This is a genomic window from Prevotella pectinovora (assembly GCF_000834015.1).
GTDB lineage: Bacteria > Bacteroidota > Bacteroidia > Bacteroidales > Bacteroidaceae > Prevotella > Prevotella pectinovora.
Window position 1 is genome coordinate 200,559 of the sequence record NZ_JXQI01000060.1, and the last position, 12,290, is coordinate 212,848.

General features: G+C 50.8%; 11 protein-coding genes. 4 read left to right on the forward strand and 7 right to left on the reverse strand.

Going from position 1 to position 12,290, the window contains the following annotated elements:
* The first annotated feature begins 35 nt into the window (after positions 1-35).
* From ST42_RS07975 to ST42_RS07990, 4 genes are all read left to right on the forward strand, one after another.
* A complete protein-coding gene (locus ST42_RS07975) occupies positions 36-1,535 on the forward strand; it encodes a hypothetical protein (RefSeq protein WP_197068930.1) in 1,500 nt (499 codons plus the stop codon).
* A 353-nt stretch (positions 1,536-1,888) separates the two neighbouring features.
* Entirely contained in the window at positions 1,889-2,107 is a 219-nt protein-coding gene (locus tag ST42_RS07980) for a helix-turn-helix transcriptional regulator (protein WP_044073099.1), read from the forward strand.
* The gene (locus tag ST42_RS07985; RefSeq protein ID WP_042519485.1) at positions 2,104-2,433 is read left to right on the forward strand and encodes a HipA N-terminal domain-containing protein; all 330 of its coding nucleotides are present in this window, start codon (positions 2,104-2,106) and stop codon (positions 2,431-2,433) included. The genes ST42_RS07980 and ST42_RS07985 overlap by 4 nt, the downstream gene beginning before the upstream one ends.
* A gap of 2 nt (positions 2,434-2,435) precedes the next feature.
* Positions 2,436-3,374, forward strand: coding sequence for a HipA domain-containing protein (locus tag ST42_RS07990; RefSeq protein WP_044073100.1), 939 nt, complete (start codon positions 2,436-2,438; stop codon positions 3,372-3,374).
* A gap of 207 nt (positions 3,375-3,581) precedes the next feature.
* On the opposite strand, the gene ST42_RS07995 is transcribed toward ST42_RS07990, so the two are convergent.
* From ST42_RS07995 to ST42_RS08025, 7 genes are all read right to left on the reverse strand, one after another.
* Positions 3,582-4,223, reverse strand: a complete 642-nt coding sequence (locus ST42_RS07995; RefSeq protein ID WP_044073101.1) for a porin family protein — start codon at positions 4,221-4,223, stop codon at positions 3,582-3,584.
* A gap of 190 nt (positions 4,224-4,413) precedes the next feature.
* Positions 4,414-5,469 (reverse strand): type IX secretion system ring subunit PorN/GldN, encoded by a 1,056-nt coding sequence (porN, locus tag ST42_RS08000; protein ID WP_042519488.1) that lies wholly within the window; start codon positions 5,467-5,469, stop codon positions 4,414-4,416.
* 27 nt (positions 5,470-5,496) lie between these two features.
* Positions 5,497-7,047 carry a type IX secretion system motor protein PorM/GldM gene (gene porM, locus ST42_RS08005; RefSeq protein ID WP_044073102.1) on the reverse strand — a complete coding sequence of 517 codons (1,551 nt, stop codon included), beginning with the start codon at positions 7,045-7,047 and terminating at the stop codon, positions 5,497-5,499.
* A 32-nt stretch (positions 7,048-7,079) separates the two neighbouring features.
* Positions 7,080-7,982, reverse strand: coding sequence for a type IX secretion system motor protein PorL/GldL (porL, locus tag ST42_RS08010; protein ID WP_044073103.1), 903 nt, complete (start codon positions 7,980-7,982; stop codon positions 7,080-7,082).
* On the reverse strand, positions 7,979-9,439 hold the full coding sequence (porK, locus tag ST42_RS08015; RefSeq protein ID WP_044073105.1) for a T9SS ring complex lipoprotein PorK/GldK: 1,461 nt from the start codon (positions 9,437-9,439) through the stop codon (positions 7,979-7,981). The genes porL and porK overlap by 4 nt, the downstream gene beginning before the upstream one ends.
* A 90-nt stretch (positions 9,440-9,529) precedes the next feature.
* A complete protein-coding gene (locus tag ST42_RS08020; protein ID WP_022316172.1) occupies positions 9,530-10,468 on the reverse strand; it encodes a PorP/SprF family type IX secretion system membrane protein in 939 nt (312 codons plus the stop codon).
* Between the two features lie 85 nt (positions 10,469-10,553).
* The gene (locus ST42_RS08025; RefSeq protein WP_044073107.1) at positions 10,554-11,942 is read right to left on the reverse strand and encodes an alpha/beta hydrolase family protein; all 1,389 of its coding nucleotides are present in this window, start codon (positions 11,940-11,942) and stop codon (positions 10,554-10,556) included.
* Positions 11,943-12,290: the final 348 nt, after the last annotated feature.

Sequence of the window (12,290 nt, forward strand, 5' to 3'; positions counted from 1 at the left end):
CTCAACAAAAAAACTATTATTCTAAATAATAAATTATGAACAAGACAAAATTTTACGGATGCCTTGGCATCCTCGCACTTGCAGGAACAATGTTAACTGCGTGCAGCGATGATGATGACAACAACGGAAAGAACAATGCCTCCACTGCCGTATGGACAGTAAACGGCGGCATCAACGCCTGCGACCACGTGCTCTTCACGGAGAGCGACAAAGCAGGCAGCAAAGAGGTGAACGACAACGGAACCCAGATTGGAAACGGTGACCAGGAGTTCGTGTTCACAGGAAAGCAGACTCTGAAGAAAGGTACATATATTCTGAAAGGTTGGGTGTACATCGCCGACGGCGCTGAACTGACTATCGAACCGGGAACCGTTATCAAGGGCGACAAAGACACCAAGGCCGCCCTCATAGCAGAGCGTGGCGGAAAGCTAATAGCCCAGGGTTCTGAGACACAGCCTATCGTATTCACTTCTGAGCAGGCTGCCGGCAGCCGCCGTCCTGGCGACTGGGGTGGCATCATCATCTGCGGCAAGGCTCGCACAAACGCCACTGAACAGCAGATTGAAGGCGGTCCGCGCACAAAGCACGGTGGCAACGACGACAACGACAACTCTGGTGTGCTGAGCTACGTGCGCATCGAGTTCGCCGGCTATCCGTTCGCAACGGACCAGGAAATCAACGGACTCACTCTCGGCTCCGTGGGAAAGCAGACAAAAATCGACCACGTACAGGTGTCTTACTCTAACGATGACTCCTACGAGTGGTTCGGCGGTACTGTTGACTGCAAATACCTCATCGCCTATAAAGGATGGGACGACGACTTCGATACCGACAACGGATTCAGCGGCCATGTGCAGTATGGTCTCTCCATCCGCGACCCGAAGATTGCCGACAAGTCTATGAGCAACGGATTCGAAAGCGACAACAACGCAAAGGGAACAAACGCTGACCCTCACACCTCTGCCGTATTCTCGAACATCACCTTCGTGGGTCCTAAGGCTGGTGCAGCTGACTTCGTAAACGACGCTTCATATATCACAGCTGGCAGCATGAACCCTAACAACGGTTCTGGTCTCGGACGCTTCCAGAGCGGTATGCAAATCCGCCGCGACTCTCATCTGAGCTGCTTCAACTCAGTGATAGTAGGCTGGCCCGTAGGTCTTATCCTCGACAACGACCTGGGTGACACCCAGGGTGCAGCAACATCAGCTTTGCTAAAACTGCAGAACATCTATATGACTAACGTTGACGCCATCGGAACTGACAAGAACAAGGTGCTCAGCAATCCTGAAAACGATTCTTTCTCAGCGAAGTTCTTCCTCGCACAGCCGGGCAACGTATACTCTCAGGCTGCAACAGGATGGTTTGACATGACTGGCTACCGTCCTCTCGCCGGCAGTCCGCTGCTCACTGGAGCTTCATTCACAGACGCTCTGCTCGCAGGATTCGAGAAAGTGGCATACGTGGGAGCATTCGGAGGAACCGACTGGACTGCAAACTGGACTAACTTCGACCCGCAGAACACAAACTACTAAATCTTAATAACCTGTAATATTGATGAGGGTGTGTCGTTTTTGACATACCCTCATTTTTTTGATTCCGTTCAGCCAATAGACCATTTAACTCCAATCTACAAGTAGTACGTTTATCCCCAAACAGCAAGTAGTCCCTTTGGGGTGAGGTTAGCTAAAATACACTCTTCCCAAACTATATTATGGGACATACCATAGGTTAAAACCCACCTTGAATAATAGGGAATCATACCAAAAGAGCGGCTTCATTTATACCCGAAAGGGTGTAATATAAATCTTGAATATTAATTTTATACCCGAAAGGGTGTAAATAAATATAATAATTACTATATTTGCACCCTAAAGGGTATAATTATATGGAGAACAGTTTATCGGGATTTGTAAAGGAAATGCGAAAGCAGTTCGGACTGACACAGATTGACCTTGCAGAGAAATCGGGTGTTGGACTGAGATTCGTGCGCGAACTGGAACAGGGAAAGACAACGCTCCGTCTGGACAAGGTGAACCAGGTGCTTGCCCTGTTCGGCAGACAGGTGGGAGCGGTCAGAATAGGAAATGAGGAGGATAAAGCATGAAAACAGGAAAAGTCTATATGCATGACCGTCTTGCCGGCACGCTGACGGAAGACGAGACGGGATTCACTTTCAGATACGACAGCGCTTATCTCGATTCTGACAATGCGGAAGCGATAAGTCTCACTATGCCGCTGACAAACAAGGAATACCATGACACGGTGTTGTTTCCGTTTTTCGACGGACTGATTCCTGAGGGGTGGCTGCTCGACATAGCGGAAAAGAGTTGGAAGATAAACCAGCGCGACAGGATGTCGCTGCTCATGGCATGCTGCAAAGACTGCATCGGAGCAGTGAGTGTGGTACCTATTGAAGAAGAAAGGGAATAAGGATGGCAAAATGTCTATATTGCTACAAAGAGCTGAAAGAGGGACAGACTGACTATCATCCCTCATGCGCAAAAAAACTGTATGGGGTGAAGACGGCACCGGTGCTGCCATACAACAGGAGCCAGATTGGAGAACTGGCAAAGAGAGTGGTGAGAGCACAGACCACGCTGACCGGAGTGCAGGCGAAACTGTCGCTCGACGTGAACCATGGCCAGAAGAACGAACCTGACCGCTTCACCATCGTGGGTCTGTGGGGACGCTTCATACTGAAGCCCCAGACCGATACCTACCGTTCGCTGCCTGAACTGGAAGACCTGACCATGCATATGGCAGAAGCAGCGAAAATCGCAGTAGTGCCTCACGGGCTGATAAGATTCGACGACGGTGAACTGTGTTACATAACGCGGAGGATTGACCGCCAACCCGACGGCAGCAAAACGGCAATGGAAGACATGTGCCAGTTGTCGGAGCGACTGACGGAATACAAATACAAGGGTTCGTATGAGCAGATAGCGAAGCTGATAAAGAAGTATTCGGCGGTGCCACAGCTCGATCTGGTGAATTTCTGGGAGGTGGTGGTCTTCTCATGGATAACGGGAAACTCCGATATGCATCTGAAGAATTTCTCGCTATACAAGACCCCTCTGGGATTCTGTCTCACTCCTGCCTACGACCTGTTGTCTACTCTGATAGTGATGCCACAGGACACGGAAGAGCTGGCGTTGACACTGAACGGAAAGAAAAGGAAGATAAAGAGGTCTGACTTCGAGAAGGCAATGACTGCATCGGGACTTAACGAGAAGGTGATACAGAACATGGCTAACAAGTTCGGCAAGGCAATATCAAAATGGATCGACCTCATAGACAACTCTTTCCTGCCAAACGAAATGAAACGGGAATACAAAAGACTTATCATCAAAAGGGTGATAATGATGAGATGACAAAGGATAATCCATGGTACGGCAATAACACGCCATCACACAAAATGTGATAACACACTAAACAGCCTGATGACCGATTGGGGATAAACCCCAGACGGAGAGGAAACATACTCTGAACAAAAAAGGCCGGAGGAACATCATGTCCACCGACCTTCTTTTTTTATCCCTTACCCATAAGGCAATGGGGAATTAACCGTTCAGCACTTATCAGAAATAATATGCTGCTGAAATCTGCCAAGCGTTAGACTTGCCTTCGCTGTCGAGCAGATTCTTGATAGTCTCTGTAGCAACGCTCTTTCCTGTCACCTCACCGGTCTTGCCACAAGCGATGTTGTAGTTGAAACCAATCTCCAGATGATTGATGAGAGTAACGCCGGCACCAACGTTAACGCTGAAGTTCGTTGACTTCAACTTATAGTTGGCAGCCTTCAGCATGTCGAAGTTCTTGTCACCGACGTTGAAACCGAACTGTGGACCGGCAGCAAGATAAACTCCGGCGATGTCTCCAAGACCAAAGGTATAGCGAAGGTTCACAGGGATGTTGATAGCCTGCTGCTTAACCTTGGTGTTGAGATCTGCCTCATATCCGCTTACCTCTCCCTTCAGTTTTGCCTCACGCTGGTCGTAGAGAGCAGAAGCGTCGATTCCCAAACCCACTACAGGAAGAGTGAACTTTACAGACGGACCGATGAAGAATCCTGTACGGTTAGAGGCGTCGAGCACCTTGCTGTCCATAGACATATCAGTGATGTTGAGACCACCCTTGAGACCGAACTTGATCTGAGCCTGAGCCGGATTTGCTGTCATCATACCTAATGCCACGAGGGCAAGAGCGAAAATCTTTTTCATAAGCTTAATTTTGTTTTATGGTTAATATAGTTGTTATAATAAAACTAATGTCTGAATAATAAAAGCAGCAGTTCATCTTATCCTCCAATCGGCCATTAGCGCTTGCTTGGATTTTGGTATTTTATAAGCAGAAAGGACAAGCAAGTCTCACCCTGACGGCTCCTCGCTTGTCCCCTTGTATATATGTTTCTTAGTGGCGCTGACGGCGCACCGACACCCTTGCTGACGATGAGCCTCCGCCAGAGGATGAAGAAGAGCTGCGACGTGATTTCTTCTTTACAGTGGTCTGTTTGTCTTCCGTAGCCGATCCACCGGCACGACGGTTCTTCTTGCGCACCTTCTTTCCCTTCACGGTCTGCTGAGCCTTGGCGATGCTGTCGAGAGAATCCTTGAGCTGCTGGTCGCCCCAGATATTCTTCTCAAAGGCGATGAGCTCTCCCTCTATACGTTTCTGCTCCTTGGTCATGGCAGAGTCTGACTTGCAATACTGTGCGAGCGTCTTGCCGAGCATATTGGTGGTCTTGTATATCTTGCCGCGATACATGTTCTTGGTGAAATAATCATCAAGAGTCATCGTGGCGGCATTGTTCAAGTCGCTCGTCATTATTATCTGCTTGCTCAGATATGGGGCGATGTCGTCATACTTCACCCAGAAGAGCGGATAGGTCTGAGGAGCATCGCCGAAGTCGTCTTCTCTCGACATGATAGGACAGAGCGCTATCACCTTGGTGTGGAAGGTGGCTGAACGCTGGTCGTAGTAGGCACTCTCCTTTATGTAATACGACTTCACTTCCTTCGACGGTATGTCGCTGTTGTCGATGTTGATGCCGTTGCCCTTCTTTTCATAATATATATGATAATTGTCGAGGAATGCCAATGGCTTTATCTTCGATGCGTCGTTGAACACCTCGTTGCCGTCGAGCCTGTATTCATAGGCATTGATGCGCTGGCGCATCATGAGCTTGAACATATAGGTGAAGAGGTTCATCTGTGAACCCACTGCCTCAACAGGATAGTAGAGTCCGGCATTGGCATCTTCGTTGAGGTCGATGATGCGATAGATGTCGCGGCGCCAAACCACGTCCTCGTCCATAGTGGCAGCGACGGGGAAGGATATCTGAGCCCTCGTCGTGATGTTCTGGGCGTTTGAGGTGGTCTGTTGCTGCTGTTTGCGGCGTGCGGCAGGCTGTGCGTTCGCCATTCCGGTGAGGCAAGCTGCGAATATTATTAGAAATATCTTCTTCATATATCGTATATAGTTTTTCTCATATTGTTATTTCACGATGACCTCCATCGACGAAGGCAACGTTCGCTTGATGCCGTCAGGACCTACTGCAGTGACACGGCTGATATAGAAGCGGCGGTTGCGGGGGAGTCCGCGGAAGGCATTCTTCTGGCGTTCCGAGAATGAAGCTCCGGCAGAAGCCATAGGAACGGCATTTCCCATATTGTCGAAGAATACTGTCTCGAAGCTGAGCACCTTGAACTGAATATCGAGGAGTCCGTCGTCGATTGCAGCCTTCACTTCGTGAGAACCCATAAGCGATGCCTTGGCGAGTCCGCCGCCACGATAGCGGTTGGTGCCGATGGCGAGATATGCCGTCGGATCCGGCAGTTTGCGCACGTGGAACGTGAACTGTCCCATCTGGCGCGGATGACCGGTGGTGGTCGACATCACTGTGATGGTGACGTCCTTGCCTACTGCTGCAGGACGGGCGATATACTTGCCCGGTCCTACCGGCTGCAGCGTACCGCCGCTCATTGATGCCGTCACTTTGTTGAGAGGCACTCCTGGGATGCTTATGCTTATAGGGTTTGTATATCCGGCATAGAGCACGTTCATGAGGTCGGCAGACACCGTGGCGCTCGGATCCACTACAGTATACTTCTGTGTGAAGTCACGACGAATCACGTCGCCCTGTCCGTTCTGCATCGTGATGTATCCGGCGAGATTGAACTCGCCAGTCCGTCCTGTCACTATCTCATAAGTGTTGTTGCGCAGGTTCATCTGTCGTCCGCCGATGTAGATCTTCGGTTGCTGTGTGGTGTCTACGGCAGCCATCACTATTTGGGCAGAGAACTTATCGCCACGCACGATGGTCTGTGCGTTGGGAATTACGAATGCACTGAGTTTGTTCACTCTGATATCCTTCATGTCAATGTTTGCCACGAGAGTGTGCAACACTTCACCTTCGGCATAACGCACGTCGTTCTGCAGTTTGGTGAGAAGCGTTACGGCAGCAGCCACCGGCATGTCTTCAAACATATACTCCTGCCAGTTCTTGCCCATTGTCTTGGCATTCTTGGGGAGTGTGGTCGACAGGTTGCCGGCGATGATCTTATGCTGTGCGGCATCTGGCACCATCTTCAGGATGCGTTCACGGAAGGAGTTGATGGCATCGAAGAGTTTCTTGCCTTTTCCCGTACCGGGAGCGAGCATCACATGACTGGCTGCCTCGAGGTCGTCCTTTCTTTCTATGTTATGGATGTCACCGTCTGCACCGTCTGCCTCGCGCACGATCTCCACCTTCAGTTCCTGAGCGAAGTTATACAGAGAGTCGCTCATGCGCTTCACTGCCGTGGCCTTTTCAAACCACTCACGCACCTTCTCAGGGTTGCTCTTCATCTGCTCGGCAAAATTGCCGTAGATGCTTTGGTTCTCCTTCGCCGAGTTGTCGGTTGAGCGCTGCAGGCTCTCCTCCACGATGGAGAAACCGTCGAGCACCTGTGTCGAGACGTTCATCGCGAGCATTGCCATCAAGACGACATACATGAGGTTGATCATCTTCTGGCGAGGAGATATTGGTCTTTTCTTTATTGCCACTTTTATGCTGTTTAATAATCAAGGATTTGTCTTTATTGCTGTGGGGTGCCGGGGGCTGCGGCACGCATGTTGACGGTCATTGCCTCTATCATACGGGCATAGATGGCGTTAAGCTGCTCTATCTGCTGTGCCATCTTCTGCAGCTTGTCGTTAATCTGGTCACCCGTACCGATTTGGGCGCTTGCTGCCTTAAGCTGCATCTCGTATATCTTGCAGATTCCGGTGAGCGTGCGGTTGAGGTTTTCCATCTCCTCTGAATCGCGGGTGAGGTGCATGCTCTGCTCCGACACCTTCTGTATGATTTCGGTGAGGTTGTTGAGCGACTCCACATAGTTTGTCGTTGCCTCGGCCATTTCCGGAGACACTTGTGCCTGCTGTGCCACCCACTGCTGCATGTTCACAGTCTGCGATGCTGCCATTGCAGCTGCTCCGGCAACTGTCGCCGCATCCTGTCCCTCGCCGTCGGCTTCCGATGATGGCGTTGGCTGCGCTGCAGCTGCTCCGGCTGGCATTCCGCCGCCGATGATTATCGTTCCGCCGCCGTTCACGCCTGCCATGGCAGCAGGCTGTACCATTGCCGGTTGTGTTGAGAATGGTTGTGAGTCGGCATTCTCTGCTGCCTCGCGGGCTTCCATATCCTCCTTATACTCTTCTTCTATCTCTTCTTTGGTGACGTGTGTCGGCAGGTCCTTACCGTCGGCGGTCTTGTCGAACGGACGGTCGAAGGCTGAGATGAAGAACACTATAACCTCTGTTCCCATTCCGAGGAAAAGCATGAAGTTTGCTCCCGGCAGGTGGGTGAGTTTGAACAGAGTACCGAGGATAACGATAGACGCACCCCAACTGTAAGCGTAGTTCATGAACGTCTGTCCCGGTACGCTATCCAACCACTTCTGCAAGCGGTATATCACGTTAAAATTGCTGTATACTGTCATTTTTTCTTCTTACTCCCTTTTTGTTTAGAACTTGTTGTACTTGCCAGACTTCTCACGCAGCGGAAACCGATATAGCTTCTTGGCTGGTTCTGGTATTCCCATGTGCGCCATGCCGAACGGATATACGACTCAGGGTCTTTCCACGAACCGCCTCTCACGCTCTTCTTCTTCATCTTGTACGGATCTTCTATCGCCGCATTGTAGGAAAGCTGCGGATTGAGGTCGTTCATGGCGGTCACTCCGGCTTCGGTATATATCGTGCTTGTCCATTCTGCCACATTTCCCGCCATGTCATACAGTCCGTTTGAATTGGCGGAGTATATCCCCACGCGGCTCGTTATCAGGTTACCGTCCTGGGTGTAGTTGCCGCGGTCTGGTTTGAAGTTGGCATAGAAGCATCCGCGGTCGTTCTTCACGTCGCGGTTCTCCCATGGGAATTCGTTTCCTTCTTTGCCGCGCGCCGCATACTCCCATTCTGCCTCTGTAGGCAGACGGTAGCGCTGGATGTATTTCGCCACGCCTCCGAGTCCTTTGAGCAGATAGTCGGTACGCCATGCACAGAAGGCGTTTGCCTGCTCCCAGGTCACTCCCACCACAGGATATTCGTTGTAGGTAGGACTGCTGAAATAGAGGCGCATGTATGTCTCGTTGTCTGAGTTCTGAAAATCGTTCACCCAGCATGTAGTGTCGGGATATACGTTCACGATGTAAGTGTTGAGGAAGTCCCACGGACCGGTGAGCTGTCTGTTGATGGTCTGTCTCACTATCCTTCCCTCATCGTCGATATATGCCGTATCCTTTGAAATCATCACCACCTCGTCCGGGTTCACCTGGACGTCGGTGTTGAGATTGCGCTCTGATGGATTCAGACGGTTACGGCGCTTTGCCGCCGTAACGTAGTCGTAAATCTCGTAGCGGTAGTTCATCTGGCTGGCGTCGAGCATCTTCTCACCGGTCACGGGATTGGTGACATAAAGGCTCTCTATGGCACGCTGCTCGTCTTCGTTCGGCTTGCGCGGAAGAGCCTTTTTCCAGTTGAGGTGTGGGGTCACGGGGTCACCGTTCTTGTCTTCGGTAATCATATACGACTCGTCGCCGCCGTATGAAGGGTCGGCGAGACGTGTTCTGAGGATTGAGTCGCGCACCCAGTATACAAACTGTCGATACTCGGAATTGGTTATCTCCGTGTCGTCCATCCAGAATCCGTCCACTGATATTTCCTTCACAGGGGTCTGCTTTCCCCAGAGGCTGTCCTGCCTCTCGAGTCCCATCTTCAGGAAGCCTTTCTTCACAAGGGTCATTCCGAACGGCGTCGGCTCGGAGAAGCCTCTGCCGCCTCCTGTTCCTGTCAGCTCGCCTCCCCTGCTAGTTGTGGCCATCTTTCCGCCGAAGCAGCCCGTAAACAGGGTTGCCACGCAGATCAGGGCTGCGATCACAATGCTATTCTTCATTTTCATATTTCTTTTTCCTATATTCTTTATTATATGTATCTATTCAGCAAGAGCGTCCCCTCTTATTGCCGCCAGCGTTTTGCCGGCCGTTTCGCATCACAGGATTCTCACGCTCTTGTGCTTGTTCTTGCCTTTCTTGAAGAGGTTGAGGTCGGTCTGATAACTGACCATCAGTTCATGGCTGCCGTTGCCCAAGCTTATCGCTGAGGTGTACATCTCGTAGCTGTAGCTCAGGTTGATGCCGTGGAACGATCCTCCGATTAGCGCCGTGACGGAATTCGTCGGACTGTATGACACTCCGGCATACATGAGTTTTTTCTCGTTAGTATACACTATCCTTGCGGATATGTCGGCACGGTATGCCTTGGTGTCTGTGCGCACGAGCACCGACGTAGGTATTGTAACAAACGGATTTCGTAGCTTTATATTGTATCCGCCCGTCAAATAATATGTAGGATCTATCTGCAGCTCGTTGGTCTCACCGAGCTCCACGAGCGGAGAAGTGAGGTGCTGCGCCGAGACTCCGGCATACCATCGGCCATGTGTGTAGTAGATACCTGCCGCCAGGTCCATGGCGTTTCCCTTCACGTCGGAAGTGGCGAATGCCGGGTCGTTTGACTCGCCCAAATCCACTTTCGAGCCATCAAACTGTTCGTTGAGGAATCCGAATTGTGCGCCCACGCTTATATTGCCGCCAAAGAGCTTGTGCTTATAAGCATACTGCAGGGCTATGCGCTGGTGGGTGAAAAGACCTATCTGGTCGTTGATGAGAGACACGCCGGCTCCGTGATATGCGCCGAGCAGGAAGAAGGGCATATCAGCACCGAGATACATCGTGCGGGGATTGTTTTCAAAACCTGCCATGTCGAGGGCGTATGCCGCCACGACATTGAGTTTTGGCTGCTTTCCCACCGCTGCCGGGTTGAAATAAGGTTCCATGTCCCAGTAGTGGCTGAACGATGCGTCATACTGCGCCTTTGCCCCTACAGAAAGGAGCAGCGCAAGCGTAATTGTTATGTATAAACGTTTAAACACGTTTACATAACGAGGCTTTATAATATTTATTGTATAGAGGTTCTAAAAAATACTCCACAAGGACACTTCTACACGGCTTTGCATCCTATTTGGCGGCTTCAGAAATCCAGTCGCCGATGTCGGAGAGCACTTCTTCTGAAATAGTGGTCTCTATCTTGGCATAGTCGAGCGGAGAACCGCTTTCTGACGGCTGGAAGAAATGGTTGAGCTTGGAATACGTCTTGAAGAGGCTCTTTGCCCTTACGGTCTTGCTGAAAAGAGTCTCCGCTGCATGGAAGTTTATTGCTGAGTTCACCTGCTTGTCGTTGTCGCCAATGAGAAGCATCACCGGACATTCCACTTTGCGGATATCCGCTGCCGGGTCGTATTTCAGATAGGAGATGAGCCATGGTGAGTCTATCTGCTTCACCACGCCAACGAGGTTGGCACGGAGTTCGGGCAGGAGGTCGATATCTGCCGTCAGCATCGGAACGAGTGCTTCGGGAGTTTGTGCAAACTTGTTCTGCTGTCCCGACATCTTGTATCTGAACACTCTGCCCAATGCTGTTGCATATTTTTCGATACTTGCCTCATCGAGACCGGAAACGGCAAGCAGATCCCGGTTTTGTATCAGCAGCACACTGTCGCCACGCAACACGGGACCGGCGAGTGACACCACGAAGTCTGCCTTGCCTTTGGCGGCAAGCATATAGCCGATGATGCCTCCCTCGCTATGGCCGAGCACACCTATCTTGCCGAATTTCTTCGTGCTCCTCAGATAGTCTATTCCTGCCTGGGCGTCGAGCATGTTGCTCTGGATGGTGACCTTCGTAGGATCGCCTGTCGACTTGCCCACTCCACGGTCGTCATAGCGCAGCGTGGCTATGCCGCGACGGGCGAGATAGTCGGCTATCACGAGGAAGGGCTTGTGACCAAGGATTTCCTCGTCGCGGTCTTGCTGTCCGCTGCCGCTTACCATGATAACGACCGGCATCCCTGCCTTGAAATTCTTTGGATATGTAAGCGTACCGCCCAGCCAGGCTTCTCCGCCTTCCGTTGGAAGACCAGTCTTGCCGTCGACGCCCTTGTTCTGGAATGCCACCTCCTGCATGGTATAGTCGAAAGGCGGCTGCGGAGTCTGCGGACGGTTTACTTTCACCTCGCCGCGTTTCAAGTTCAACGGGAATGAGTAGCCCATCTGTGAGAATGTGCCAAGAATCTCCTCGCCCTTGAGCTTTCCTGTATATTGCGCCCGAAGCTGGGACAGTTCGATAGACAAGGTGTCTTCTTGCAGACATTTCACCTCTGCCGGCAGTCCCGTGGCCCCCTGGTCCGGACTGTCCATGGTAACGGTGCCGTCGGCATTGATATGGAAAACGATTGTCAATTTTGACGAACCTGCTTCAAGCAGTCCGTTCCACGCTCCCTTTATCCCCTGGGCATTCGCCAGCAGCGGCATAAGGACAGACAGGCATAGGAATATGTACTTTTTCATGGTTCACAGTTGTTTAGATAATTCAACATTTGCTCTGTATGCATATAAACTCCCAACCGCCTGACGACAGAATTGGGGTAGAATATGCGACAGCTGTGGGCAAAGATATAAAAAAAACAGAAAGCAGCAAACTATTGTGAATTAGAAACAGGCAAAAGACGCCTTATAAAAAGCTAAAGACTGCAAGCAGTTATTAAAATTATACATTAAACGGCCTAATGACCTCTAAGTTTGCAGAAGATTGCGACGAAGTCGCATAAACTCCAAAATAATCAAGGTAAAACTATGATTGCTAAAGACAGTTTCGTACCTTTGTTGTAAAAAGGTAGAATCGGTCTGTCGAAGAGG

What these genes read in the sequence shown, in the direction of transcription:
- ST42_RS07975 (WP_197068930.1), top strand. Translation starts at nt 36, where the DNA reads ATGAACAAGACAAAATTTTACGGATGCCTTGGCATCCTCGCACTTGCA.
- ST42_RS07980 (WP_044073099.1), top strand. Translation starts at nt 1,889, where the DNA reads ATGGAGAACAGTTTATCGGGATTTGTAAAGGAAATGCGAAAGCAGTTC.
- ST42_RS07985 (WP_042519485.1), top strand. Translation starts at nt 2,104, where the DNA reads ATGAAAACAGGAAAAGTCTATATGCATGACCGTCTTGCCGGCACGCTG.
- ST42_RS07990 (WP_044073100.1), top strand. Translation starts at nt 2,436, where the DNA reads ATGGCAAAATGTCTATATTGCTACAAAGAGCTGAAAGAGGGACAGACT.
- ST42_RS07995 (WP_044073101.1), bottom strand. Translation starts at nt 4,223, where the DNA reads ATGAAAAAGATTTTCGCTCTTGCCCTCGTGGCATTAGGTATGATGACA.
- porN (WP_042519488.1), bottom strand. Translation starts at nt 5,469, where the DNA reads ATGAAGAAGATATTTCTAATAATATTCGCAGCTTGCCTCACCGGAATG.
- porL (WP_044073103.1), bottom strand. Translation starts at nt 7,982, where the DNA reads ATGACAGTATACAGCAATTTTAACGTGATATACCGCTTGCAGAAGTGG.
- porK (WP_044073105.1), bottom strand. Translation starts at nt 9,439, where the DNA reads ATGAAAATGAAGAATAGCATTGTGATCGCAGCCCTGATCTGCGTGGCA.
- ST42_RS08025 (WP_044073107.1), bottom strand. Translation starts at nt 11,942, where the DNA reads ATGAAAAAGTACATATTCCTATGCCTGTCTGTCCTTATGCCGCTGCTG.